Source organism: Sphingopyxis soli, from assembly GCF_018682675.1.
In the GTDB taxonomy this organism is placed as follows: domain Bacteria; phylum Pseudomonadota; class Alphaproteobacteria; order Sphingomonadales; family Sphingomonadaceae; genus Sphingopyxis; species Sphingopyxis soli.
Map to the genome: position 1 here is coordinate 107472 of NZ_JAFMTR010000054.1, position 24586 is coordinate 132057.

The window sequence follows — 24586 nt, forward strand, 5'->3', positions numbered from 1 at the left end:
GACTCCTGACGTTTCCAGTGAGAAGCGCACGCGAAGGGCGCGCGCAGACCTAGAGCGTCAGGCGATTGGAGGGCGGAACGTCCCGATATAGGCGACGGGCGGCAAGGCGGCCGTCAGGATGCGCGTATGCGCTTCAGGGGCAGGCGTTTCGGTCGATGCCGACAGCGTTTCCGCCGGGACGCCCGAATGGTGACCGTGGCAGCCATGAGCGGCGGCAGGCACCTGCTGCTTTTCGCCGGGAGAGGATTTTTTCTTGTCGACTTCGGCGCCTTCGATCGCCGGTGCGGGAACGCAGCCGGCTTCGATCACAGCAACAAAAAGGCTCGCCTCGGCCCGATCCTCGGTCGCATGTGCGAGCGACCCCGCAACCGTTCCGGATGCAAGGAGAAGGGTCAGGAGGAAGAGGATCACCCGTCGCATTGAAACCGGCCCCTAGCATCGAAACGGCGCGGTGAAAAGTAGAAGATTTTCAATCAACTTCGGCGGCACTCTTCGAACCCCCGAACCGGCTCCGTAATATTATCTCATGGAGGTAAGGGAGCAGTGCATCTTGCCCCTCTATAGTTGCATAAACGTCTAAAGAAACAGGATATCTACCGAACAATCGCGCGCTAAGCACAATAATTCTACGATTGTCTTTGGCTCTTATTTCTGTCGCTTCGCTATTGGTTCCCGCCTCCTTTGTTCGTGACGACATCCGAGCGATATGCTTCCCGTGAGACGAGGGTGTAAATCGGAAGCCGAGCGGCACAGCGTCCTGCCGGAACATCAGGGCTTGACCCTGTATCTACTACAGGGTGCAAAAGCCTGCCCTGCACAAAAAGGGAAAGAGGATGGTGCCGCCGACAAGAAATCCCGTGAGCATGGCCGTCATCGAGCCGCTGCTGCGCAATCAATATCGCCTGTTTTGCGAATCGCGCCGAATCGGAGATGAAGCCGCTGCGTGGCAGGCGCTGGAATGGGAACATATCTTGAGCCAGCCCTATATGGGCGCGCATCTCGCCTCCCACTGGCACATGTTTCGCTATGCGATCGAGCTCGGCGATGCCCGTGAAGCTGCCGGTCAGGCGATGCGGTTCCTGCTCGTCCCGCTCGGTTCGCTGACCGGTCGCCTCCCCGCAGGGAATAATGGCCGCGCGCGGGTGAGCGCCTTCGAGCCGATGCCGATGCCGAGCGCCCTGGAAGCGCTGATCGAAGCGGCCCGGTCGAGGGAGAGCGGCGCTGCGCGAACCGATTGATCCGGTTTTGGACTTCCGGAACAGGTCATTCGCTGTTAGGGGCGCGACCATGTCCGGCGCTCCCCTTCGCCTGTTGCTTGTGTTCATCCTGCTGCTCAGCGGGCTCCACAATGCTGCGCCGGCGATGGCGGGCATGACGCACCATGCGACGGATTCGCATCTGTCGCACCATGTCGAGCCGGGCCATGCGTCGGACAAGGACACGCAAAAAGGTCAGCAGGACGCCGACCTCCACGGCAGTCACCATAATTGCCCGGTCGCATCCGATCAGGCCCTTTCGGGTCATGACGATCTGTCCTGTTTTTCCGGCGGCCTGCACTTTGCGCTGCCCGCGACGCGCCTCGCTTCGCGCGCGCTCGCACCTCCCCTGAACCCTCCCCTCGCCTGAACGACGCCTGCCGCGCGGCCCCTGTCCGGCCTGCGCTCAGTCGAACCGTTCAGGAGTGATCATTCATGCATATCCATATGCGCGCCGCCCTGTTGGCCGGGGCTGCGCTGCTGGCGGGGTCCGTTTGGGCCCAGCCGCTAACGCTCGACCAGGCGGTCGAGCGGGCCATCGCTGCATCGCCCGAGCTTAGAGCGGGCGAAGCGGGGGTCGACGCCGCGCGCGCCGACCAGCTGCAAGCCCGCGTCCGTCCCAATCCGACCGTGTCGGTCGACATGGACAATGGCGTCGGGACGGGCGGCTATGGCCTGTTCCGGCAATCGGAACTCACCGTCACCTATTCGCAGCCGCTCGAACGCGGGGGCAAGCGCGAGGCGCGGATGGCGCTTGCCGAGCGCGGTGTTGTTCTCGCCGAGGCGCAGTGGCGGCTCGTCCGGCTCGACATCGCCCAGGAAGTGCAGCGCGCCTATATTGACGTCCAGATCGCCGAGCAGATGGTCTGGATCGCAGAGGATCGCGTCAAACTGGAAAAGGAGATGCGGACTGAAGCGATCCGGCGCGTGCGCGGCTACAAGGATCCGCTCTTCGTCGAGACGCGCGCCGATGCCCGCATCCTTGAGGCCGAACTGGCCCTGAAGGAAGCCCAGGCGAAGCGGCAGTCCGCACGCGCATTGCTCACCTCCTTCTGGGGCGGCACGCCTGACAGCCTCGTTATCGCCGAGGGGATCGAGAAACCCGATCCGCGCGATCCGCCGCTTGCCGAAGCCGACGCGGCGGTCTTCGACGCCGCCGTCGACCGGGCCCGCGCGCAGGTCGTCGTCGAGCAAAGCCGCGCGTACCAGGACTATACGGTCTCGGGCGGCACCCGCTTCCTTCGCGAGACCAACGATGTCGCCGTTCTCGGCGGCATCTCAATCCCGCTCGGACGGTTCGACCGCAACCAGGGCAATATCGCCCGGGCGCAGGCCGAACGGCGGCAGCTCGAGTTCCAATCCGAAGCGAGCCGGCTCGAGCGGCTGAGGCGCCTCGCGTCGCTGCGCGCCGACGCCGACGCCGCACGCGTCCGGGCCGAGGGCATCATGAACGACGTCTATCCCAAGGCGGTGAAGACGCTCGTCCAGGTGCGCGAAGGCTATGCCCGCGGCGGGTTCCTGTTCGCCGACGTACAGGATGCCGCCGACGTCATCATCCAGATCCAGGGTCGGTGGGCCGAGGCCATGACGCGCTACCGCGATTTGCTCGCGGAGATCGATCGCCTGACCGGCCGCTTCGATGCGGCTCCCCTTGCGGAGAATATTCCATGAAGAAGTTTCCATTTCCCGCCGCAGCTGCGGCGCTGTTCCTTGCCGGACCTCTCGTTGCCTGCGGCGGCGGAGCCGAGGGCGAAGACAAGCATGAAGAAGGCGAAAGCCACGCCGAGGGCGAAGGCGAGGAAGATGCCAAAGGCCCGAACGGTGGCAAATTGCTCAAGAATGGCGATTTCGCGGTCGAGGTCACGATCTTCGAGAATGGCACCGAGCCGCAATTCCGCGTTTTCGCGACGCGGGACGGCAAGCCGGTCGACCCCAAGGATGTCCAGCTCGCCATCACGCTCACGCGGCTTGGCGGCGACGTCGATCACTTCTCCTTCCGCCCGCAGGGCAAATTCCTCGGAGGGCAAGGTGTCGTCACCGAACCGCACAGCTTCGATGTCGAGGTCGTCGCGGTGACGGGCGGCAAGCGGCACGTCTGGAAATATGCGAACCCTGAAGGGCGCACGCGGATCGCGGCCGACGCCGCCAAGGCCGGCGGCATTGAAACCGCGGTCGTCGGACCGGCGACGGTCGGCGAAATGCGCGAACTCTACGGCACCGTCCAACTGTCGCCGACCGCCCGCTCCGAAATTCGCGGCCAGTTCCCCGGCCGCGTCGTCTCGGTGACCAAGGCGGTGGGCGACAGCGTCCGCCGCGGAGAACTTCTCGCGCGCATCGAGTCCAGCGAGAGCCTCCAGGTCTATCCGGTCTATGCGACGGTCGGCGGCGTGATCGCCGAGCGCAACGCCAACCCCGGCGACGTTACCGACGGGCGTGCACTCTATGTGGTCACCGACCCGGCGCAGACCACGGTCGTCTTCAACATCTTCCCCCGCGACCTCGCGATTATCCGTCCGGGTATGCGGGTGACGGTGGAGACGCAGGACGGCGCCGAAATCGCGACCGCGCCGCTCGGGCAGTTCCTGCCCGACGGCAATGTCGAGGCAGGCACCGCGCTCATTCGCGCGACGATCCCCAACCGCTCGGGGACGCTCCGGCCCGGCATGGCCTTGCGCGGCCGCGTGATGGTCAATCCCGTCACCGTGCCACTCGCGGTGCGCACCGAGGCGATCCAGCCCTTCCGCGATTTCAAGGTGGTCTATGCCAATTTCGGGCAGGACTATGAGGTCCGGATGCTGAAGCTCGGCCGTTCGTCGCCCGAATGGACCGAGGTCCTGTCGGGCATCAAGCCCGGCACCGCTTATGTCACCAAGGGCAGTTTCCTCGTTCGCGCCGACATCGAAAAGTCCGGCGCGGGCCACGACCATTGATCGGGGAGCAGGATAACATGCTAGCCAGAACCATAGGCTTTTCGATCCGGCAACGATGGCTCGTCCTCGCGGTCGTCGCGCTCCTCTGCGCGATCGGCGCGTGGAGCGCGACCAAATTGCCCATCGACGCCGTTCCCGACATCACCAACGTCCAGGTCCAGATCAACACCAAGGCGGAAGGCTATTCGCCGCTCGAATCCGAGCAGCGCATCACCTATCCGATCGAGACCGCAATCGCGGGCATTCCGAACCTCAATTACACTAGGTCGATCTCGCGTTATGGCCTCAGCCAGGTCACCGTTGTCTTCGAGGACGGGACCGACATCTATTTCGCGCGCCAGCAGGTCAACGAGCGGCTCCAGGCCGCGCGCGGACAGCTTCCACCCGGGATGGAGCCCGAAATGGGCCCGATCTCGACGGGTCTCGGCGAAATCTTCATGTTCTCGATCGAGGCCGAACCGGGCGCGCGAAAACCCGACGGCACGCCTTATACGGCGGAAGACCTCCGGACGATGTCCGACTGGGTCATCCGGCCGCAGATGCGCACGATTCCGGGGGTCGCCGAGATCAACACGATCGGCGGCTACGCCCGCCAATATCATGTGACCCCGAACCCGGCCTCGCTCGCCTCGCTCAATCTCTCGCTCAACGATGTCGTCACCGCACTCGAGGCCAATAATGCCAACCGCGGGGCCGGTTATGTCGAGCGCAGCGGCGAACAGATTCTGATCCGCGTGCCGGGTCAGGCCAATAATGAGCGCGACCTGTCGCAGATCATCGTCACCACTCGCGGCGGGGTTCCGATCCGGATCGCCGACGTCGCCGATGTCGCGATCGGTTCGGGGCTCCGCACAGGCGCGGCGACGGAAAATGGCAAGGAAGTCGTCCTTGCCACGGTCTCGATGCTGATCGGCGAGAATCCGCGCGTGGTGGCGCAGGCCTCGGCCGAACGTCTCGTCGAAGCCTCGCGTGCGTTGCCGAAGGGCGTCGTTGCCAAGCCGCTCTACGATCGGACGGCGCTCGTCGAGCGGACGATCTCGACGGTGCAGAAGAACCTCGCCGAGGGCGCGCTGCTCGTCATCGTGATCCTGTTCCTCCTGCTCGGCAATTTCCGCGCGGCGCTGATCACGGCGGCGGTGATTCCGGTCGCGATGCTGATGACGCTGACGGGCATGCTCCAGACGCGGACATCGGCGAACCTCATGAGCCTCGGGGCGCTCGACTTCGGCCTCATCGTCGACGGGGCCGTCATCATTGTCGAGAACTGCCTCCGCCGGCTCGGCGAGGCCCAGCACAGGCTCGGGCGCCTGCTCGACCGCGACGAACGCTTCGGTCTGGTCGCTTCGGCTAGTGCAGAGGTGATCAAGCCGAGCATCTTCGGCATCATCATCATCACCGCCGTCTATCTGCCGATCTTCGCGCTCGAGGGCGTCGAGGGCAAAACCTTCCATCCGATGGCGATCACCGTCGTCCTCGCGCTTACCGCCGCTCTGCTGCTGTCGCTCACCCTGGTTCCGGCCGCGGTGGCGCTGTTCGTGACCGGCAAGGTCGAGGAAAAGGAAAATTGGCTGATGCGCGGTCTCGGCAAGGGCTATCGCCCTATGCTCGATCGCGTCCTCAATTGGCCGAAGGCTGCGCTGGCTGGTGCTTTGTCGCTTGTCGCGCTCAGCGGCGTGGCGGCGACCAGTCTCGGGTCCGAGTTCATCCCGGACCTCGACGAAGGCGATATCGCGATGCACGCGATGCGTATTCCCGGGACGAGCCTCACCCAGTCGATCGCGATGCAAGAGGCGCTGGAGAAGAGGATCAGGCAGTTTCCCGAAGTCGAGCGGGTGTTCGCGAAGATCGGCACGCCCGAAGTCGCGACCGATCCGATGCCGCCATCGGTCGCCGACAATTTCATCATGCTCAAAGACCGGAAGGAATGGCCCAATCCGAGAAAGACCCGCGACCAGCTCGTCGCCGAACTCAACAAGGCGGTGAACGAGGTACCGGGGAATAATTATGAGTTCACCCAGCCGGTGAAGATGCGCATGAACGAGCTGATCGCCGGCGTTCGCGCCGATGTGGCGATCAAGCTCTTCGGCGACGACCTCGATCAATTGCTCGAATCGGGGCAGGCGATCGAGGAAGTCGCCGGCGGGATTGCGGGCGCGCAGGACGTGAAGCTCGAACAGGTCACCGGCCTGCCGATGCTCTCGGTCACGCCCGACCGCGACAAGCTTGCGCGCTACGGCGTCAGCATGGAAACGGTGCAGGACGCGGTTTCGACCGCGACCGGCGGCCGCCAGGCGGGCGAGCTTTTCGAGGGTGACCGCCGCTTCGATGTGATCGTCCGGCTTCCCGAAGCCATTCGCACCGATCTCGCGTCGCTCGGCAATCTTCCCGTTGCACTTCCGGCCGGCGGCTTCGTGCCGCTTTCGGAGCTGGCGGAGATATCGCTCGCGGCGGGACCGAACCAGATCAGCCGTGAAAATGGCAAGCGCCGCGCGGTGATCACGGCGAATGTTCGTGGGCGCGATCTGGGTTCGTTCATCGACGAGCTCACGCAAAAGGTCGAAGCCGAGGTCGTGCTGCCCGATGGTTACTACATCGAATATGGCGGGACGTTCGAGCAGCTTCAGTCCGCAACCGAGCGCCTCCAGATCGTCGTGCCGCTGGTACTGCTGCTGATCTTCGGCCTGCTGTTCATGCTGTTCGGCACGGTGCGCGATGCTGCGATCGTCTTCTCAGGCGTGCCGCTGGCGCTGACGGGAGGCGTCGCGGCGCTAGCGCTGCGCGACATTCCGCTCTCGATCTCCGCGGGCGTTGGATTCATCGCGCTCTCGGGGGTCGCGGTGCTGAACGGCGTGGTGATGCTATCCTTCATCAAGGATCTGCGCGAACGCGGAAAAGCGCTTGTCGAGGCGATCCGTGAAGGCGCACTGACCCGCCTCAGGCCGGTGATGATGACCGCGTTGGTGGCATCGCTCGGGTTCGTACCGATGGCGCTCAATGTCGGGGCTGGGTCCGAGGTGCAACGGCCGCTGGCAACTGTCGTCATCGGTGGGATCATCTCGTCGACGATCCTGACTCTGCTCGTGCTGCCGGCGCTGTACCTCCTGGTCCATCGACGGACCGCGAAGGCTGAAGAGGAAGAGTTGGCGCACCCGAGCGGCGTGCCCAGCCCCGCAGGCTGAGCACCTCCCGGTCAGCCGCCATTCCCCCCTGTCGGCGGCAACCGGGAGTGCTGACTGAGGCGGAACCCAAGCGGGTTCCGCCTCCTTTTAGGGATGGTGAGGATTGAGGAGCTTGCAATGAATGAAAAAGCATCCGGGAGCGAACGCGAAAAGCGAACGCTCCAGATCGTTCTCGTCCTGAACGCAGCTATCGCGATCGCCTTCCTCGTAACCGGCGGGCTCGGCGATTCGAGCGCGCTCATCGCCAATGGGCTCGACAATCTGTCCGACGCCGCGGTCTATGCGTTGAGCCTCGTTGCGCTCAGCCACGGCCTGAAATGGAAAACCCGTGCTGCCACGGCATCGGGCATCATGCTGCTGGTCTTCGCAGCCGGCGTCCTGTTCGATGTGGGACGCCGCTATTTCGAAGGTAGCGAACCGATCGGTCCGACGATGATGATCATGTCGGCGGTCGCTGCGGTGGTGAACTATGCTTGCCTGAAGCTCTTGCAGCGTATTCAGGATCCGGACGTCAACCTCAGAGCCGCGACCACCTTCAGCTACAACGACTTCATCTCGAACGGCGGCATCCTGATCGCGGGTGTCCTCGTCTGGTGGCTCGGTACGAACTGGCCGGACCTTCTGGTTGGATTTGCGACTGCGCTGATCGCGATCAAGGGCGGGATCGAAATCCTTCGCGACGCCCGGCAAGAGGCCAAACAGCAGAGAGATTAGAGCATGTGAGGCATGTCGGATCGGCGGAAGAATGTTCGGACCTCTGCGAACAACGTCGCCGATCCTGCCCTAGAGGCACCTGACAGCTCGCTCCCATCATATTACGTCCTTATTACGCGAGGCAAAAATCGAGCCCGCGTAACGACGCATATTACGCCGCCATTCGGCGTAAGTATCTGAAATTGTTAGGAAAACTGGAGCGGGCGAAGGGATTCGAACCCTCGACCCCAACCTTGGCAACGTTCGCAGCGAATGTTTGCTATCGGGGATTCGGGTTTATTGCCGATCCGTCCGAATTCGGGTGTAAAACGGACTTTCAGCAAACCGCATCGGAATGTTCCTTAGTCGCGCCAAAGGGAAAGGAGCCTTACACGGTTTCTACCCACCGCACGCTTTCAATACCCGAAAAAATGGTGATTGCTCGGTGATTGCTGCACCAATTTATGCGGATAGAAATCGAATATAAATCACGTATTTTCAATATGATGATTGCGTTTGGACACGAAATCTGGTATTTCCGCTGGCGGCGTAAATAAGAGAGCTGCGGACCCGCTCGAGCCAGCGCTGCCCAAAAGCAGACATCGCCATATCAAGATCCGCTTGTCCGCTTTTGGGTGGCATCGGGCTATCCCGCCACCAGCAAAAAACAGCTTTCTCCATAGCTCCGCCCATGACCGCCGCGGTTAGGACAGCGAAGACTTTCACTGCGCGACAAGTGGCGAGCGCAACTCGGGGCAGCACACAAATTCTATGCGGACGCCGTCCATGGCGCTGACATTCGAAGCGTGCTGCCGCCGAGGGCGCCGCGAGTTCATCTCGCTTTCCACTTGGCGCCGATCTGACTGTCCGAGCACCAGCGCCGCGGCGCTTCGGTGTCCTGAATTGTCAGCTGGATGCGGGTGGGCGACAAGATTTTGACTTCCATTTCCCATTCGGGAAGGAAGAAGGCCTTGCCCGATTTCTCGACCGGGCCGAGAGGTCCGACGATATTTTCATTTTCGCTACCGGGCGCCCCGCCCCCGCGCATAAGACCCAGCCTGCGGCCGTCGTAATAGACGGCCTCGAAGCTCGGCGCCGCGCAGGATTCGCTCTCCAGCACATAATATCCGGGAACGATGCCGAGAGGCGGCGCCGCCTTCTTGCCGACGGACTGCTGTCCGGCCGATGCTCCGGCGGCGCCGGCGCATTGCTGGCGCAGCGACCGGATCGCTGCCGTCGAGCCCGCCAGCGACATATAGTTCAGATCGCGCCACTCGTCGCCGCCATCGGTGCTGGCCATAAGCTCGAGGCCCGTATCTGCGCCGACAAGCAGTTGCTCCACCCCCGGATCGAGCGGCCCGCTCAGATCGGGCTTTCCGGGTTCCTGAACCAGCGACTGAACCGCGTCGTAATCGCCGTTGGCGCTGCCCTTGAAATCGACGAGCAACGCCTGTCCCGCCGCGGGCAGCGCAAGGCCGGGCTTCGGCATCATCGTCATATAGACGCCGCCGCCGGGCTGGCAGCGCAGTCCGAGCGCGACGAAATCGGGATGGTCGGTCGTCGCCGCGATGGCTCCCATGCCGCTGCCGCCAAATTGCCAGCGCGCCGCGTGCATCGGCGGCGGGGCCCCGCCGCCGGCCTCGCCATTCTCCGCCGCCGCATAGTCGGCATCGGTCCAGCGCCGCTGTTTCGCGACGGCCCATTTCTTGCCGTTCCAGACCAGCGTCTGCATGCATATTTCCGCGCCGACACCACCACACACACTGCCGTGGACCGAGGTTTCCAGCCCCTTGCGCTTCGCATCGACCGCAACGACCTTCCAGTCGCGCAGATTGTCGTTGAAAATCTCGCGCAATCCGGCCGGCCCCGATCCCAGAATTCCGATCACGCAGCCTGCGGTGCCGCACCATGCCGAATAGCCCGACGTGGTGCAGCGCGTCGCTGCATAGGCGATGATCCAGTCGGGCTTGCCGTCATTCGTGACCTCCGTCTGCGTCGCGAAGGCGGCGCGATCGGCGACGAATTTGCCGCCTTCGGCGCGGCATTCCTGCTTCAGCCCGTCGTAGACCGCCTGAACCTCGCGCGGCCATTCCGCCGCACGGGCCGCCGCCTGCGATTGCGCCATCGCAAGCAGCGGCAGCAACAGCGCTGCAACCCGTAACCGTCCACCTGTCATTGCATCGTCCTCCACTCCACGATCTTCGGAAGCCGTGGACGTCCCCACAATGGCGTCCCCGCTCCGGTCCGTCCCGCCCGCCGGGACCGGCTCCGGAGATTTGCAGCGGCCGGTTCCGAAAGTCTTCACGCCCTTCTCAAGAACTTCTCAAGTCTGTGGGACCGCCCCCCGGTCTAATCCTTGAGGCCAAGCCGAAGCCGCTTCAGCCGGCCCCTGAGTTCGGGGTCTTCGGACGTCTTTGCGGCCGCCTCTGCGGCGCCGAGCAGCGTGCTTGCGCGTCTGCGGTCGCCCAGCCCCAGCATCGCCTCGCCCTGCGCGACCTTCAGCATCGCGTCGAAATCGGGACGTCCGGTCAGCTCGGCGACCTTCTTCGGATCGACCGATGCATAGGCCCGATCGGCGTCCGCAAAGCGCCGGTTCGCAAGATCGCATTCGCCCAGATAGAATTGGATCGTCTGCGTGAGCCCGTAATCGTCCCCGAATGCCCGCCGGGCCTGCGCCACCGCGTCTTCGAGAATCGGAAGCGCCATGCGGCGCTTCGTCGTCTGGCAGAGAGCCGATGCATAGTCGTTCTGCCCGACCAGCGCCTGATGCGACCGCGGCCCTGCCTGGGCCGCGGCGCCGTCCCAGACCAGCTTTGCTTCCGCCGCCGCCTCGTCGTATCGGCCGAGCGCGGCGAGGCTTTCGAAACGCGTCGAGTGCATCGCAAGCGTGAAGCGGTGATCGCTGCCGAAGCGCCTTTCGAGGGCAGCGAGCAGCGGGCCGCTTTCATCGAGGGCGCGCTGGTTCTCTCCGAGCATCGACAGCGCCGTGACCCAGTGCTGCCGCGTCACCAGCGTGTCGGGATTGTCGGCACCCCTGATCCGGATCGAATCGGCCACAATTGCCCGTGCGAGCGGTTCTGCCTCCTCGACCTTGCCCTGCCGCATCATCACCAGCGCCAGCGACGACCGCGCTTTCAGCAACTGTGTCGGGGATACGCCCGATCCCGGCATCGAACCGATCGACACCGCCCGCCGGATCGCGCGCTCGGCGCGCCCGATGTCGGCGGTGTACGCATAGGCTCCCTCGGCCTGCGCCAGCGCAAAACCGATGCGCCCGCTGCTCGCCCGGTCGCCGAGCGCCTTTGTCTCTTTCGCGATCGCGGCGCCCGCCGCCTCCAGACGTCCCGGCTGACCCGAGGTCGAATCCATATGGATGCTGCCAAGCCGGCCGAGGATGGCGGCTTCGCTGTCGGTCTCCCCCGCCCTGGCGAACAGCGCCGCCGCGCGCGCATATTCGGCGCGGGCGGTGTCGAAATCGCTGCGCTGGTGAAAAGCGCGGGCGACCGCCAGATGAAGCCGCGCCGCGGTGCCGGGCGACCGGGCGTAACGCGTGTCGATGCTGGCGCTCGCACGCTTCACCGCCTCCAGCACCGTCTCGTCGGCGCTCGACTTGGCGGGATCGGGGCTGGAGAGGACATCCTCGGCAATGAAGGCATAGCTTGTTTCGGCTTGGTCGCGCGCCGCCAGCGCCGCGCCGCGCTGATGCCAGGCATAGGCGGCGAGGCCGCTCGACGCGACGAAGCCCGCCGCAAGGCTGGCAAAGGCGGCACGGACCCATGGCCGCCGGGCCGCGCGGCGTTCCTCGGCGCGGCTGAAGGCTTCCGCGGCCGCTTCGTGCTGCGCCGCCGCGACCGCATCGGCACGGCGCCGCTCGATCGTCTCCAGGCGCTCGGCAAGCTGAGCCGCGCTGGCGAGGCGGAGGTCCGGATCGCCTTCGGCTGCCGCGAATATGTCGGCGCGCAGCACCGGATCGGCGATCCGGCTTTCCCAGCCTGGCGCGAGCGACGCCGAAAAATCGCCGACCGCCAGCTGATAGAGTATCATGCCGAGCGCATAGATATCGCTCTTCACCGTCGGCATGGCATCGCCGACCAGTTCGGGGGCCCGATAGGCGAGCGTGCCCGACCGGGGCTCGTCCCGCGCCAGGTCGGGATCGAGCGAGCCCGGATCGGTGATCTGGAAGCTGGCGAGGACGGTATCGTCGAGAAGGCGCCCGCTTCCGAAATCGGCCAGCCGGATGCTTTCGGGGCCCTGCTCGGGCGCAATGAGGATGTTCGCCGGCTTCAGATCCTTGTGCAGCACACCAAGGTCGTGCATCCGCGCGACCGCGCGCGCGATCGCCGCGGCGACCGCCAGCCGCGTCTCGATCGCGATCGCCGAAAGCCCGCCCTGCCCGGAGGCCCATGTGGTCAGGTCTTGCCCGCCAAAGCTATATTCAAGAAAGAAAGGCGAGACATCGAAATTCCATTCGAGCAGCGCGGGAAGCGGCGCCGATTTGCCCAGCCCTGCGAACAGCAGCCGGGTCAGCGCGGCCTCGCGCTTCAGGCTGCGAAGCCGGTCTGGGGCGTCGGCGAATTTGAACACCCGCGTCTCGCCGGTCTTGTCGTGCCGCGCCAGCCAGACGTCCTGCGCGCCGCTGTCGCCGAGCGGCTCCACCAGCCGCCACTGCCGCCGACCCGGCACCGCATCGTTCGCTGCGAATGTAAAGCGCGGCGCCAAAGGCGATTCGACACTCTCGATCGCGACCGGGGCGGCGAGCTTGTACCCGACCCGCGGAACCGTCTCGACGATCTGCTCGCGCGCCTCACCCAAGGCCTTGCGCAGTTTCGAGATCGCGGTGGTCAGCGACCCCTCCACGACGGTGACGCCCGGCCAGACCGCGTCGAGGATTTCGTCCTTGGTCACAACCTCGCCTGCGCGAAGCAGCAATTCGTGCAGTACCTCGAGCGGCTTGCCCTCGAGCGTGACCGCCTGACCGTCCACGCGCAGCGTCCAGCTTGCTTCGTCGAACTCCGCCCCCGCGAACTTCCAAAGCCTGCGCCTGCGGCGAGAAGAGCTTGATTGCGTCATATCGACCCCCTGACGACCGACTTTAGAAATTCTTTAGAGCGCCTTCAAGACTTTGAGGATGCACCAGAATACCCCTCCAGCGCTCGAGGCTGCCGTTGTCGGCGCCTCGGGCTTTCAACTGTCCGGCGCGCGTTCCCGAAGAATCGCTGGCCGGCATACCGGGGGGCGGTCGATGAAGGGAAAGATACTCGGTTTTGACGAAGCGACCGGCAGCGGCGCGATATCCGCCGAGGACGGTACGCGCCACAAATTCGCTCGTTCCGAATGGCGCGGCGGCGAAAAGGCGCCGACGGCGGGGATGACGGTCGACTTCGAGAGCGAGGACGGCGCAGCGCGCGACGTCTATCCCGTCGCCGGTTCGGCGATGGCCGCGCTCGGCACAATCGGCGCCGACCTCGGCGCGCTCACCGAATCCGAACAGGGCGCGCGGATCGCGGCACTGATGACGCGGACACTGGCGGCGCCCCTTGCGCTCCTCCTCCTGCTCGCTTGCTTCCTTCCGGCCCTGTCCACGCCGGTCCAGAGCGCCACGTTGATCGGCCTTGGCAATGCGATGGACGATCTGGGACGCGTCGCCGCGGCGCAGGCAATGCTGGGCGGCGGCAAGTCGGGTTTCGACACGATCCAGACGCTGCTGTTCCTGCGCTTCGCCGCGCCGCTTGCCGCGCTGTGGCTCATCTGGACGGCATGGTCGGGCAAGGCGGAACGGCTGCCGATGCTGGCGACCGGCGCGGCGGCGATCGGCGCCGGTCTGCTCGTCATCATGCTGCGCTCGGCGATCCTGTCGATGGTGCCCGATTTCGTCCGCGACCGGATGGCCGACGGGATCGGCCTCGGGATCGGAACCTGGCTGCTTTTCCTCCTCGGCGCTGCGCTGGTCGCCGCCGGCCTCGGAAGGCTCCGCAACCCGCTTGCAAAGGATTGAAGCGATGACTCATGCCACGAAACTTGTGCTCGCGGCCGCCGCGCTGTCGCTCGCCGGTTGCGGCAGCGGCGGCGATGGGGCGAAACCGTCGGAAACGCGCGATCTCGCCGCCGGCGAAGGTCCGTCGGGAGCGATGACCTATTATGGCAAGAAGATCGAGGTCGACTGCGACGGCATCGCGATCCCGCCCCGGGCCGATGGCGGCGCTGTGGACGATCTGCGCGGGTTGCGGCTCGGCGTCCCGCTCGACACCGCGGTGCGCTTTGCACAGTGCCCCGACGGCAAGGAAGCGGACAGCGTGATGCTGGAAGGCGACGGACCGCGGTTGTCGCGCGACGAGGCCGGTCTCAAAATCCGGAGCTTTGTTCGCATCGCAACCGGCCGCCATCAGGCGCGGTGGAGTTCGACAGATGTGCTGAACTATAATCCGCGCAATCGCCTCGACACGGTCGATGCCGAGTGGAGCCTCTACGCCGACGGTATGCCGGGTCAGGAAAAACTTTATGCGCTTTGGCTGACCCAGCCTTTCGCGAAGGGCGGCGAACCGACGATCGCGTCGCAGCAGGCAGCGCTGGAAAAGAAATATGGCAAGCCGTCCCTGAACGGCGACCGCGGCGAAATGTTCTGGCTGCGAGGGCCAGACGGCAAGCCGCTGCCCGACTTCGACCGCGACAAGCTGCGCGAATGCAGCGCGGGCATAGCGATCTATGGCACCCAGATGAACTGGCGTCCCGATTGCGGGCTGACGATCGTCGCGCTGATCGAGCCCGCCTATGACAACCCCCAACTGGCGCAGGCGGTGCGTGTCGCGATGATCGATGCCGCGGCCTATTACGACTATGAGGTCAACCGCTTCCCCCGGGAACGCGACGCATATCGCGCGTCCCAAGCCGCCGCTGCCGGCGCCAATGAAGGGGGCAAATTCTGATGCGCCGTCCCCTGACGACCTCCGCCGCCGCGCTGTGGCTTGCGCTGGCCGCGAGCGGATGCAGCGACAAACAGGCGGCCGGCAACCCTGCGGGCGACTCGTCGACGGCGACCACGGGTTCAGATGCGACGGCGGCAGCCGATGCTCCACCGCCGCCCGCAGCGCCGCCGGTCAAATGCGACAGTTACACCGACAACCTCGGCGATCGCGACTGGGCGATCATCTATTTTGCCATGACCGGCCTTTCCCCGCCGCGCGAGAAATGGGCGGATGAAGCACTGGCGGGTCTCGACCGCGGGCTCGGCGCCGAAGAGGCCTGGAAGCGCGCCAATGCCCAGGTCGACGCGCAATGGAATGCCGTGAAGGACATCCGATGCGTCACGTTGCGCACCCGAGCCGATCCCGGGGAATATGATCCCGCGCTCGGCGGCATCCCGCTCGGGGCCTTTGCGCCCGACGCCTTTTTTCCGTTCCGCGACGGCTCGATGCAGATCGCACTCAAGCTCCGCAACGCCGACAAGGCACGCGTCTGGAAAATGACCTCGGACAAGGCTGCGGCGCTCAAGGCCGACAGCTGGCTCGGCAATCTCGGCCTCGTCATTCGCGCCCGTCTCGTCGCTTCGCGACCCAGCGGCAACGGCGGCACGATCGAGGCCGAGGTTGTCGAGTTCGGCATCGAACCGTCCGAATATAGCCGCATCGACCGCGAAACCGTGAGGGTGGCGCCATGAACCGCGCGCTATGCACCGCCCTCGGGGCGCTGGCGCTCGCCGCAGCGGGGTCGGCATTCGCCCAGCAATCGGGCGTGACGACGACGCTCGAAAGCGGGGGCAGCGCCGCCGGCTGCATCGAGTGGAGCCATCAGACACTCGCGAAACCGGGGCACAAGAGCCCCGAGCGGAAACTTGTCTATTTTCGCTTCGTCAACAAATGCGGCCGCGAGGTCAGCGTCCTGCTCGTCAGCCAGACCGACGATTATGCCGGGCGCGTCGGCGATCATGGCAGCATCATGCTGGCCCCGGGGCAATCCTATGGCGACGCCCGGACGATCCGCAACTATCTGTTCTTCGATCCGCCAAAGGACCGCTTCCTCAATTTCTGGGTGTTCCAGGCCGATGGCCGTTTCAGGGCAGAACTGATGCCAAACATGAGCCGGTGCGTCCCGGGGTTCAAACCAATGCGCAACAGCAAGCGCAGCTACCCCGCTTGCCCTGCCCATTTCCGCTATCGATAGGAGATTCCGATGCGCCGCCTTGCCGTCTTGGCTCTCGCGGGCCTTGCCGTTCCGCTCCTTGCCTGCCCGGCCAAAGCGCGGGCCCCGTCGCCCGCGGCGACCGTGGGCGCCGATATCGAGGCCCTGCAACGCCTGTACAACGAACGTTTCGTTCCGACGGCGTTTCCCGGCCTTTACCAGATCGACCGTCCTATCCCCTATTCCCCGCGCGAGACGGCGCCGATACTGGTGACGCGCGGCGGCGAATACAGTTTCAACAACGGGAAGCTTGGCGCGCAACGCGGCGACACGGGCGCTCCACTTTCGGCATCCGAATGGGGCGCGTTGATCCTGCAGTGGCGAAGCCAGATCCGCTATGGGGATCTGATCCAGCAGGGCGGCACCGGGCCGCTGCGGATGCTGCTGCTGTCTGCCTATGATTGTCCCTATTCGAAAAGGCTTGAGGCCGCGCTCGCCGCTGCCGGCACCCGCTATGCGATCGTACCCAGCACAATCGGTACCGCGAACAAGCCCTTCCTTCCCGACATCTGGTGTAGCCCCGACCGTTCTATGGCATGGAGACGCGCGATCAGCACCGGCGTCCGTCCGGCGCGCGCCGCAGCGGGCTGCCGCTACGATCGACGCTATTTCGAAACGCTGAGCGGCATGTTGGGCGGCTCGAAGCCAACGGCTCTATTCGCCGATGGCACCGTCGTCAGGTCCCCGGACCCCGCGTTCGTCCAGCGGAAACTGGCAGAGCTGGCGCGCTCGGGCGCCTCATTCTAGGGTCAGGACCCTGGGCTCGGGACCCTGGGCTGCGAGGACCGGCGCCGCTTCATCTGCCAGTGGCTTGGGCGAAGTGTTCACAATCAGGCGCGAGCTCCAAAAAGCGGACATTTCGGAAAGCAGAATCGGAATGCCGAGTCGGCTGGCACCGATCAATCGCACGGTCGTCCGCGAACTTTGCCTTGCCGGTTGCCGAACTTGAGCCTTCATGATCTAACGGCTGCATGGCACGCCTTGCCTCTTGTCACTGCCTCGGGCTCGAGCTTGAATGCGAAGGGGAGCCGGCAAAGATATCGCTGTGCAACTGCCTCGACTGCCAGCGACGCACGGGCTCGCTTTTCAGTGTTGCGGCCTTCTTCCCTCGCGAGGCAGTCAGGATCGTCAAGGGAGAGGCAGCCTCCTTTTCTCGGTCGTCGGCAAGCGGCCATCCGGTGACGTTTCACTTCTGCGGTCGATGCGGATCCTCGCTTTGGTGGGCTCCGGAAAGGATGCCGCATCTGGTTGGGGTCGCCGTCGGAGCCTTCGCGGACCCGTCCTTTCCGATGCCGGCCCAAGCGGTATGGACAGCGGACAAGCATCAATGGCTCACGTTTCCGGACGCGATTCCTCTCCATGAACGAAACCCGCCGCCGAAAGGGGCGGCATCGCAAGACTGTGCGCTGCAGAAGGGTCGCAATGATGGTTCGTCCGACCCGTCTTCCGTACAGATCTTGCCTTATGACCCTCGTCATTTCGCGGGGGTCGATGGCTTGTGGAAGACATGCTTTCCTGACGATCCGGCATGGAATAGGGCCGCCATTTCCGTCGCCGACAAGCTGCAATTCCAACCAGGTCTTCTGTTCGTTGCCGAGATCAACGGCAACGTGGCCGGAACAGCTATGGCTGGCTACGACGGGCACCGCGGTTGGCTGTACGCGATCGCGGTTCATCCCGATCAGCAGCGGACGGGCATCGGCACCATGCTTGTCCGCCACGCCGAAGAAATCCTCGCGACGCTTGGATGCCGCAAGATCAACCTGCAAATGAGGGCAGAAAACGATAGGGTAGCGGCTTTCTATCGTCGGCTTGGCTACACGGCCGAAGCCCGGATTTCGATGGGCAAGCTCCTGAAACGCTGATTCGAAATGGAGGAGCGGAGACTGCTTCGCTTCATTCTGTCTGACTCTTTCGCGTCGGACTCCCCTCTGAATCGGTCACATTTCACGGGAGCGCGTCAACGCTGCCGCCGGAAAGCCTGTCCGCGCAAACAAATGGGGCGGCCTCGTTGTGAGTGCCGCCCCAGTTAGTGGGGTCCGTCGGGAGAGGGAGAGGACGGACCGGAGATTGGTGTCTTGGGCTTATCGGTTAACGCGCCGCCATCTGGCTGTCGGCTTCGACTTCGGCGACGCCGGCGACCTTCAGGGCCGCGCGGAACTGCTTGGCGGCGGCACGTTCGTTGCCGGCCTCGCAAAGCTTCTTGCCGGTCGAGACGAAGCGCTTCGCGCTTGCCTTCTGGGCGGCGCTTGCGCTGTCGGCCGCGCTGTTCGCCTGGTCGGCGAGGCCCGCGCAGCGATAGTCGCTGCCGCTCTGGGCATAAGCCGGCGAGGTCGAGGCGATCAGGCCGGTGAACGCGAGGGCCGAAGCCGCAACGATCGCGAAGGCCGAGGGGAAGCGGCGGAAAGAGGAGAGCTGATTGGTCATGGGAGAGGTTCCTTTCGTTTCGTTGTGCAACCTTTCTAGGTGCTGTTGCGCAAATAGATAATCCTCTCTAATCTGCAAGTGCTTTGAAGCAGGATTTAACAATCCCCCATGGGGCGCTCGACGGGATCGAAGCCTTTCTTCGCGTTGCGGAAAGGCGCAGCTTTTCCGCCGCCGCCGCCGACCTCGGCGTCTCTCCCTCGGCGATCAGCCAGACGGTGAAAGCGCTGGAGGCGCGCATCGGCGCCCCGTTGTTCATGCGCACGACGCGGAGCGTCGGGCTGACGCAGGCCGGCGAAATGTTCCTCGAACGCGCCGCGCCCGCCTATTCGGGGATCGCCGACGCCTATGAAGCCGCGCGCAACCTCGGCAACCGCCCCGCCGGGCGGCTGCGCATCAATCTGATGCGCGGCGCGGTGCAGCCGCTGTTCGAGCCGATCATCGCCGGCTTTTGCGAGGCCTATCCCGAAATCGAGCTGGAAATCTATGCCGACGACGCGCTGTCGGACCTCAGCGCCGGCGGCTTCGATGCCGGCGTGCGGATGGGCGAATCGCTCGATGCCGATGTGATCGCGGTGCGCCTGACCGGCCCGTTCCGCTTCGTCGTCGCGGGGACGCCCGCCTATTTCGAGAAATATGGCCGCCCCGAAACGCCGGAGGATCTGCGCAATCATCGCTGCGTCCGCTTCCGGCTCGCGACCGGCGCGTTGATGCCCTGGACCTTCGAAAAGGGGAACCGCGAATTCGACGTTGCGGTGACCGGCCCGGTGATCGTCAACGACTGGATCGCGGCGACCGTGGCGATGCGCAGCGGCATCGCGATGATCATGACCGCCGAGCCGGTTGCGAAGGCGATGGTCGAAACCGGCGAGGTCGAACTGGTGCTCACCGAATTTGCGGGCACGACGTCGGGCCTGTTCCTCTACTATCCGAGCCGCAAGCAGGTGATGCCCAAGCTGCGGGCGTTCATCGACTATGTCCGCGAATATCTGCCTGACGACCTTTCGGGACGGTCGGCCTGACGGTTTCACCGGCCGCGAAAACAAATCCCTTCACCGCCAGCAGAAAAATTGGGCTGGCAAATGCGCGCGAAAAGCGGCAGCCGGTTGTCAATTAATATGGTTGGGATGAAGTCATGTTCGATCTGGCGGTGCTGGACCCCTCTTCGCTGTTACCCTTCATCCTGATCGGCTTCGCGGCGCAGCTCGTCGACGGCGCGCTGGGCATGGCCTTCGGCGTAATCTGCAACACGCTGCTCGTGGCGGTGATGGGCGTCCCGCCCGCGCAGGCGTCGGCGCGCATCCATGTCGTCGAGATGTTCACCACCGCGGTGTCGGGGATCAGCCACCTGATCCATCGCAACATCGAATGGCCGCTGTTCTGGAGGCTGCTTATCCCCGGTGTGATCGGCGGCGTGCTCGGCGCCTATGTCCTGACCTCGCTTCACTCCGATGCGGTAAAGCCCTTCGTGCTCGCCTATCTCGTCGCGATCGGCATCTGGTTGCTGGTGCGCGGCATCCTCTATCCGCCAAAGGTGCAGAAGCCGACGGTGATCGCGCCGCTGGGCCTCATCGGGGGCTTTCTGGACGCGGCGGGCGGCGGCGGCTGGGGGCCGGTCGTAACCTCGAACCTGCTCGTCCAGGGGGCGGAACCGCGCAAGGTGGTCGGCACGGTGAACAGCGTCGAATTCTTCCTGACGCTCACCGTATCGGCGACGTTCATCTATCATCTCGGCTTCGACCAGATCGCGGGCGCGACGCTGGGGCTGCTGATCGGCGGCGTGCTCGCGGCGCCGCTCGGCGCCTTCATGGCGAAGCGCTTTTCGGTCAAGCTGATGCTGACGCTGGTCGGCGTCGTTCTGACCGCGACCAGCGCCTTCGGCCTCTATCGCGCGCTGGCATAGGGTCGGCCGGGGGCCGGCCGGACGGCCGTCATCAAGGCTTCGCTCAGCCTGCGTTCAGCGTCGTATCCCTACGCAGAGGTCAGTTATGACATGCTGGCGCGCGTTTGCGCTGGACCATCGGACCCATCCGCTGATACGGAGCGGGCCGGAACCTCTGTTATAGGGTGAAGATGACCAAATTTTCGACCATGATCGGGCTGATCGTCTCGGCCGCCGTTATCGCGACGCCGGTGGCGGCACAGACCGTCCCGGACAATGAAGTCCCCACGACCAGCCTCAACATCCCCGGCAATGTCCAGCTTTACGGCGATGCCAAGCCGAACGTCTATCGCCCCTCCGCGACCGTGAACGGCGAGATCATCACCGCGACCGATATCGAGCAGCGGATGGCGCTGATCCGTATCGCGAACAACAATATCAACCTGCCGCCCGAGGAAGAACAGCGGCTGCGCCAGCAGGTGTTCAGCAACCTGATCGACGAGAAATTGCAGATCCAGGAAGCCAAGGCGGCGAAGATCGACATCGACGAAAAGCTGGTCGACGACCAGTTCGCGCGGCTTGCGGCGCGCTTCAAGCAGTCGCCCGACCAGTTTGCGAAATATCTGACCTCGAAGGGCTCGTCGGCGGGCGCGGTGAAGCAGCAGATCCGCGGCGAATATGCCTGGGACCGCCTGCTCCAGCGCAACATCCAGTCGTCGACCAACGTGTCGACCGAAGAGGTCGAGGCGATCGTCAAGCAGATGAACGAATCGAAGGGGCTCGACGAGTTCCACCTCGGCGAAATCTATCTGTCGGCGACCCCCGAAACCGCCGCCGCGGTGGCCGAGAACGCCCAGAAGATCATCCAGGCGCTGCAGGCCGGCGGCAGCTTCCAGGCCTATGCCCGCCAGTTCTCGGAAGCCTCGACCGCGGTCGTCGGCGGCGACCTCGGCTGGGTCAAGGCGGCGCAGCTTCCGCCGACAATGGCCGAAGCCGCCGCGCAGATGGCGCCCGGCCAGCTCGTCGGCCCGGTCGAGGTGCCCGGCGGCATCTCGATCATGTTGATGATCGACCGGCGCCAGGTGCTGACCGCCGATCCGCGCGATGCGGTGCTCAGCCTGAAGCAGGTCTCGCTCGACTTCCCCGCCGGCACGACCGAGGCGCAGGCCACCGACCTCGCCGGCAAGTTCGCCGAGGCGACGCGCGCGATCGCCGGTTGCGGCGGCGCCGACAGCGTCGCGGCCGCGCTCGGCGCGCATGTCGTGTCGCGCGACAATATCCAGATGCGCGCGCTGCCGCCGCCGCTGCAGGCGACGCTCGCATCGATGCAGATCGGCCAGACGACGCAGCCCTTCGGCGCCGCAAACGAAGGCATCAGCGTGCTGGTGCTGTGCGGCCGGGACATGCCGCAGACCGCGACCGCGCCCGACCTGCAGGAGATCGAGAATCGCCTGCTGGAGGAAAAGGTCAACAAGCGGGCGCAACGCTATCTGCGCGACCTGCGCCGGGATGCCGTGATCGAATATAGCTGATGAGCGATTCCTGCCAGCGGCGCCCGATCGCGGTCACCATCGGTGACCCGGCGGGCGTCGGCCCCGAAGTCGCGGCCGGCGCGTGGGCGGCGCGGCGCAAGCACGATCTGCCCCCCTTTGTCGTGATCGGCGACGCCGCCGCGATCGAAGCGGTCTGGGACGGTCCGGTCGCGCGCGTGGGCGAGATGGACGAAGTCGCCGCCGCGTTCGAGACGGCGCTGCCGGTCTGGCATCTCGAAGACAGCGGCCCGCTGACCCCCGGCTCGCCGACCCCCGCCGGCGCGGCGCTGGCGCTCCACGCGCTCGAAACGGGGATCGGACTGACCCGCAACCAGGCGGCGGCCGCGCTCGTCACCGGACCGGTGTCGAAACATGCGCTGCACGGCATCGGTTACACGCACCCCGGGCAGACCGAATTCATCGCCGAACGCTGCGGCGTCACCGCGACCAACGCGGTGATGATGCTCGCGGGGCCGGGCTTGCGCGTCGTGCCGCTGACCGTCCACATCCCGCTGGCGCAGGTGCCCGAACGGCTGACGAGCGAGTTGATCGTCGCCAAGGCGCGCATCGTCGCGCGGGGGCTGGCGCGCGATTTCGGCATCGCCACGCCAAGGCTCGCGATCGCGGGGCTGAACCCGCACGCGGGCGAGAACGGCCAGCTCGGCGACGAGGAAGGGCGGATCATCGCCCCCGCCGTCGCGCAGCTTGCCGAGGAGGGGATTGCCGTCGACGGGCCCCTCGCGGCCGATGCGCTGTTCGCGCCCGGCATCCGCGACGGCTATGCTGCGATCCTGTGCGGCTATCACGACCAAGCGCTGGCGCCGTTCAAGGCGCTGCATTTCCACGACGGCGTCAATCTGACCTTGGGCCTGCCGATCATCCGCACCTCGCCCGACCATGGGACGGCGTTCAATATCGCGGGAACGGGCAGGGCCGATGCCGGGCCGACGATCGCGGCGATCGCGATGGCGGCGCGCATGGCGGCCGCACGCGAGCGCAGCTGCGCGCCTGCGAAGTGAGCGTCCAACCGAGCGTCCCCCTGCCCCCCCTGCGCGAGACGGTGCGCGCGCACGGGCTGTCGGCCAGCAAGGCGCTGGGCCAGAATTTCCTGTTCGACGAGCAATTGCTCGACCGGATCGCCGCGCTGCCGGGCGATCTGGACGGCGCGACGGTGTTCGAGGTCGGGCCGGGCCCCGGCGGACTGACGCGCGCGCTGCTCCGCGCGGGCGCGAGGGTGATCGCGGTCGAGCGCGACGACCGCTGCCTGCCGCTGCTCGCCGAACTGTCCGACGCGTTCGACGGGCGGCTGACGGTGGTGCCCGACGACGCGATGGCGATCGATGCCGACGCGCTCGCGGGCGGACCCTATCATATCGTCGCGAACCTGCCCTATAATGTCGGGACCGCGCTGTTCACGCGCTGGCTCGAGCCCGCGGCGTGGCCGCCGCAATGGCGGTCGCTGACCTTGATGTTCCAGCTCGAGGTCGCCGAGCGCATCGTCGCGCCGGTCGGCACCAATGCCTATGGCCGCCTCGCCGTCCTCGCGCAGTGGCGCTCGCACGCCCGGATCGCGATGAAGGTCCACCGTTCGGCCTTCACCCCGCCGCCCAAGGTGATGTCGGCGATCGTCCATGTGACCCCGGCCGACGAGCCCGAAGGCGTCGATCCGCGCATCCTGTCGAAACTCACCGAAAAGGGGTTCGGCCAGCGCCGCAAGATGCTGCGGCAGAGCCTGAAGGGGATCACGGGCGCGATCGAAGCACTGGATGCGCTCGGTATCGATCCGACGCGCCGCGCCGAAACGGTCAGCGTCGCCGAATGGGTGGCGTTGGCCCGACTATTGGGCCGCTGACCTTCCGCTCAGTTCGCCGGCTTGGTCTCGTCGATCTTGTCGACCCATTCGGGATAGAAAGTGGGCTCGCGCGCCGACCAACCCGGCGCGGTCGCGGCGGCTTCGCTGATCGACTGGAGCAGGGTCTTGCGCTTGTCGGGGTGAAGATGCGGCAGCGAGGCCGCGGCGCAGAAAGCGCCGGGCAGCCACGGCCGCGCGTGCGCGCCGAGCAGCCGCTCATAGAGGAAACGGTATGAGGCAAAGCCGGGCAACCGGTCCTGCCCGAGGTCGAACGCCGAAACCGCGACGAGCGGCGCCATGAAGCCTTCGAGCGCATCGAGCCCGCTGTCGTCGGGGATATGCGCCCGGATATCGCCGATCCGCTGATAGACCTTCGCCTGCACGCGGATCGCGGTTTCCTCGACCATATCGCGCGACCAACGGGCGATCGCGTCTTCGCGCTCGAGCCCGATATCGAGCGAGCGGCGGATGTACCGCTGCGTCGCGGCGGGAAAGCCCGCGAATTCCTTGATCTCGGATATGGACAGGTCCCCTGCGGCCGGTCCCGAACGCGTCGCCATGGTCATGCTCCCGCACAGCGCCCGGGGAGCCATCCCCCCGGAGGCCTGCATCCGACAATCTGCCACGAAAAGGGTTAGTGGCAGGTTAACCATGCTGTCGGCG

The 24586-nt window shown here is 65.4% G+C and carries 22 protein-coding genes; 17 read left to right on the forward strand and 5 right to left on the reverse strand.

Features of this window, described 5'->3' with window-relative positions:
- Positions 1-57 precede the first annotated feature (57 nt).
- The gene (locus J1N50_RS08225) at positions 58-420 is read right to left on the reverse strand and encodes a hypothetical protein (protein ID WP_215352601.1); all 363 of its coding nucleotides are present in this window, start codon (positions 418-420) and stop codon (positions 58-60) included.
- A 443-nt stretch (positions 421-863) separates the two neighbouring features.
- On the opposite strand from J1N50_RS08225, the gene J1N50_RS08230 reads away from it, so the two are divergent.
- The 6 genes from J1N50_RS08230 (at position 864) to J1N50_RS08255 (ending at position 8079) form a co-directional block, all read left to right on the forward strand.
- Positions 864-1238, forward strand: coding sequence for a DUF3703 domain-containing protein (locus tag J1N50_RS08230; protein WP_215352603.1), 375 nt, complete (start codon positions 864-866; stop codon positions 1236-1238).
- 49 nt (positions 1239-1287) lie between these two features.
- Positions 1288-1626, forward strand: a complete 339-nt coding sequence (locus J1N50_RS08235; protein WP_058802268.1) for a hypothetical protein — start codon at positions 1288-1290, stop codon at positions 1624-1626.
- A 65-nt stretch (positions 1627-1691) separates the two neighbouring features.
- Positions 1692-2927: a TolC family protein gene (locus tag J1N50_RS08240; RefSeq protein ID WP_215352627.1), complete on the forward strand. Its 1236-nt coding sequence runs from the start codon at positions 1692-1694 to the stop codon at positions 2925-2927.
- Complete coding sequence (locus tag J1N50_RS08245) at positions 2924-4186, forward strand: efflux RND transporter periplasmic adaptor subunit (protein WP_215352629.1); 1263 nt, start codon at positions 2924-2926, stop codon at positions 4184-4186. Before J1N50_RS08240 ends, J1N50_RS08245 begins: the two co-directional genes overlap by 4 nt.
- A gap of 17 nt (positions 4187-4203) precedes the next feature.
- Positions 4204-7365: an efflux RND transporter permease subunit gene (locus J1N50_RS08250; RefSeq protein ID WP_215352632.1), complete on the forward strand. Its 3162-nt coding sequence runs from the start codon at positions 4204-4206 to the stop codon at positions 7363-7365.
- Positions 7366-7482: 117 nt separating this feature from the next.
- Entirely contained in the window at positions 7483-8079 is a 597-nt protein-coding gene (locus J1N50_RS08255) for a cation efflux transmembrane domain-containing protein (RefSeq protein ID WP_215352640.1), read from the forward strand.
- A gap of 811 nt (positions 8080-8890) precedes the next feature.
- On the opposite strand, the gene J1N50_RS08260 is transcribed toward J1N50_RS08255, so the two are convergent.
- Together J1N50_RS08260 and J1N50_RS08265 are read right to left on the reverse strand one after the other, a co-directional pair.
- The gene (locus J1N50_RS08260; RefSeq protein ID WP_215352643.1) at positions 8891-10234 is read right to left on the reverse strand and encodes a hypothetical protein; all 1344 of its coding nucleotides are present in this window, start codon (positions 10232-10234) and stop codon (positions 8891-8893) included.
- 173 nt (positions 10235-10407) lie between these two features.
- The gene (locus tag J1N50_RS08265; protein WP_215352650.1) at positions 10408-13128 is read right to left on the reverse strand and encodes a protein kinase domain-containing protein; all 2721 of its coding nucleotides are present in this window, start codon (positions 13126-13128) and stop codon (positions 10408-10410) included.
- A 172-nt stretch (positions 13129-13300) separates the two neighbouring features.
- Between J1N50_RS08265 and J1N50_RS08270 the strand changes: the two genes are divergently transcribed.
- The 6 genes from J1N50_RS08270 to J1N50_RS17780 all read left to right on the forward strand — a co-directional run bounded on the left by J1N50_RS08270 (position 13301) and on the right by J1N50_RS17780 (position 18098).
- Complete coding sequence (locus J1N50_RS08270) at positions 13301-14053, forward strand: S1 domain-containing protein (protein ID WP_215352652.1); 753 nt, start codon at positions 13301-13303, stop codon at positions 14051-14053.
- A gap of 4 nt (positions 14054-14057) precedes the next feature.
- On the forward strand, positions 14058-14981 hold the full coding sequence (locus tag J1N50_RS08275; protein ID WP_215352655.1) for a hypothetical protein: 924 nt from the start codon (positions 14058-14060) through the stop codon (positions 14979-14981).
- Positions 14981-15712, forward strand: coding sequence for a hypothetical protein (locus J1N50_RS08280; protein WP_215352657.1), 732 nt, complete (start codon positions 14981-14983; stop codon positions 15710-15712). Before J1N50_RS08275 ends, J1N50_RS08280 begins: the two co-directional genes overlap by 1 nt.
- Complete coding sequence (locus J1N50_RS08285) at positions 15709-16215, forward strand: hypothetical protein (protein ID WP_215352660.1); 507 nt, start codon at positions 15709-15711, stop codon at positions 16213-16215. The genes J1N50_RS08280 and J1N50_RS08285 overlap by 4 nt, the downstream gene beginning before the upstream one ends.
- A 9-nt stretch (positions 16216-16224) precedes the next feature.
- A complete protein-coding gene (locus J1N50_RS08290) occupies positions 16225-16980 on the forward strand; it encodes a thioredoxin domain-containing protein (RefSeq protein ID WP_215352663.1) in 756 nt (251 codons plus the stop codon).
- Positions 16981-17204: 224 nt separating this feature from the next.
- The gene (locus tag J1N50_RS17780) at positions 17205-18098 is read left to right on the forward strand and encodes a GNAT family acetyltransferase (RefSeq protein ID WP_246553244.1); all 894 of its coding nucleotides are present in this window, start codon (positions 17205-17207) and stop codon (positions 18096-18098) included.
- Between the two features lie 226 nt (positions 18099-18324).
- Here J1N50_RS17780 and J1N50_RS08300 read toward each other — a convergent pair whose 3' ends face one another.
- Entirely contained in the window at positions 18325-18660 is a 336-nt protein-coding gene (locus J1N50_RS08300) for a hypothetical protein (RefSeq protein WP_215352665.1), read from the reverse strand.
- A gap of 83 nt (positions 18661-18743) precedes the next feature.
- Between J1N50_RS08300 and J1N50_RS08305 the strand changes: the two genes are divergently transcribed.
- The 5 genes from J1N50_RS08305 to rsmA all read left to right on the forward strand — a co-directional run bounded on the left by J1N50_RS08305 (position 18744) and on the right by rsmA (position 23923).
- Positions 18744-19679, forward strand: a complete 936-nt coding sequence (locus tag J1N50_RS08305; protein ID WP_215352667.1) for a LysR family transcriptional regulator — start codon at positions 18744-18746, stop codon at positions 19677-19679.
- A gap of 113 nt (positions 19680-19792) precedes the next feature.
- Positions 19793-20560 carry a sulfite exporter TauE/SafE family protein gene (locus J1N50_RS08310; protein WP_215352669.1) on the forward strand — a complete coding sequence of 256 codons (768 nt, stop codon included), beginning with the start codon at positions 19793-19795 and terminating at the stop codon, positions 20558-20560.
- 170 nt (positions 20561-20730) lie between these two features.
- Positions 20731-22071 (forward strand): peptidylprolyl isomerase, encoded by a 1341-nt coding sequence (locus J1N50_RS08315; protein ID WP_215352678.1) that lies wholly within the window; start codon positions 20731-20733, stop codon positions 22069-22071.
- On the forward strand, positions 22071-23090 hold the full coding sequence (gene pdxA / locus J1N50_RS08320) for a 4-hydroxythreonine-4-phosphate dehydrogenase PdxA (protein WP_215352680.1): 1020 nt from the start codon (positions 22071-22073) through the stop codon (positions 23088-23090). The genes J1N50_RS08315 and pdxA overlap by 1 nt, the downstream gene beginning before the upstream one ends.
- Before the next feature lie 20 nt (positions 23091-23110).
- Positions 23111-23923, forward strand: coding sequence for a 16S rRNA (adenine(1518)-N(6)/adenine(1519)-N(6))-dimethyltransferase RsmA (gene rsmA / locus J1N50_RS08325; RefSeq protein WP_215352821.1), 813 nt, complete (start codon positions 23111-23113; stop codon positions 23921-23923).
- Between the two features lie 8 nt (positions 23924-23931).
- Here the strand turns inward: rsmA and J1N50_RS08330 are convergent, their stop codons facing one another.
- Positions 23932-24483 carry a hypothetical protein gene (locus tag J1N50_RS08330; RefSeq protein ID WP_215352688.1) on the reverse strand — a complete coding sequence of 184 codons (552 nt, stop codon included), beginning with the start codon at positions 24481-24483 and terminating at the stop codon, positions 23932-23934.
- Between the last annotated feature and the right edge of the window lie 103 nt (positions 24484-24586).

Excerpts from the sequence above, each read along its gene's own strand:
- J1N50_RS08225 (WP_215352601.1), bottom strand. The coding sequence starts at position 420 with ATGCGACGGGTGATCCTCTTCCTCCTGACCCTTCTCCTTGCATCCGGA.
- J1N50_RS08230 (WP_215352603.1), top strand. The coding sequence starts at position 864 with ATGGCCGTCATCGAGCCGCTGCTGCGCAATCAATATCGCCTGTTTTGC.
- J1N50_RS08235 (WP_058802268.1), top strand. The coding sequence starts at position 1,288 with ATGTCCGGCGCTCCCCTTCGCCTGTTGCTTGTGTTCATCCTGCTGCTC.
- J1N50_RS08240 (WP_215352627.1), top strand. The coding sequence starts at position 1,692 with ATGCATATCCATATGCGCGCCGCCCTGTTGGCCGGGGCTGCGCTGCTG.
- J1N50_RS08245 (WP_215352629.1), top strand. The coding sequence starts at position 2,924 with ATGAAGAAGTTTCCATTTCCCGCCGCAGCTGCGGCGCTGTTCCTTGCC.
- J1N50_RS08250 (WP_215352632.1), top strand. The coding sequence starts at position 4,204 with ATGCTAGCCAGAACCATAGGCTTTTCGATCCGGCAACGATGGCTCGTC.
- J1N50_RS08255 (WP_215352640.1), top strand. The coding sequence starts at position 7,483 with ATGAATGAAAAAGCATCCGGGAGCGAACGCGAAAAGCGAACGCTCCAG.
- J1N50_RS08260 (WP_215352643.1), bottom strand. The coding sequence starts at position 10,234 with ATGACAGGTGGACGGTTACGGGTTGCAGCGCTGTTGCTGCCGCTGCTT.
- J1N50_RS08265 (WP_215352650.1), bottom strand. The coding sequence starts at position 13,128 with ATGACGCAATCAAGCTCTTCTCGCCGCAGGCGCAGGCTTTGGAAGTTC.
- J1N50_RS08270 (WP_215352652.1), top strand. The coding sequence starts at position 13,301 with ATGAAGGGAAAGATACTCGGTTTTGACGAAGCGACCGGCAGCGGCGCG.
- J1N50_RS08275 (WP_215352655.1), top strand. The coding sequence starts at position 14,058 with ATGACTCATGCCACGAAACTTGTGCTCGCGGCCGCCGCGCTGTCGCTC.
- J1N50_RS08280 (WP_215352657.1), top strand. The coding sequence starts at position 14,981 with ATGCGCCGTCCCCTGACGACCTCCGCCGCCGCGCTGTGGCTTGCGCTG.
- J1N50_RS08285 (WP_215352660.1), top strand. The coding sequence starts at position 15,709 with ATGAACCGCGCGCTATGCACCGCCCTCGGGGCGCTGGCGCTCGCCGCA.
- J1N50_RS08290 (WP_215352663.1), top strand. The coding sequence starts at position 16,225 with ATGCGCCGCCTTGCCGTCTTGGCTCTCGCGGGCCTTGCCGTTCCGCTC.
- J1N50_RS17780 (WP_246553244.1), top strand. The coding sequence starts at position 17,205 with ATGGCACGCCTTGCCTCTTGTCACTGCCTCGGGCTCGAGCTTGAATGC.
- J1N50_RS08300 (WP_215352665.1), bottom strand. The coding sequence starts at position 18,660 with ATGACCAATCAGCTCTCCTCTTTCCGCCGCTTCCCCTCGGCCTTCGCG.
- J1N50_RS08310 (WP_215352669.1), top strand. The coding sequence starts at position 19,793 with ATGTTCGATCTGGCGGTGCTGGACCCCTCTTCGCTGTTACCCTTCATC.
- J1N50_RS08315 (WP_215352678.1), top strand. The coding sequence starts at position 20,731 with ATGACCAAATTTTCGACCATGATCGGGCTGATCGTCTCGGCCGCCGTT.
- pdxA (WP_215352680.1), top strand. The coding sequence starts at position 22,071 with ATGAGCGATTCCTGCCAGCGGCGCCCGATCGCGGTCACCATCGGTGAC.
- J1N50_RS08330 (WP_215352688.1), bottom strand. The coding sequence starts at position 24,483 with ATGGCGACGCGTTCGGGACCGGCCGCAGGGGACCTGTCCATATCCGAG.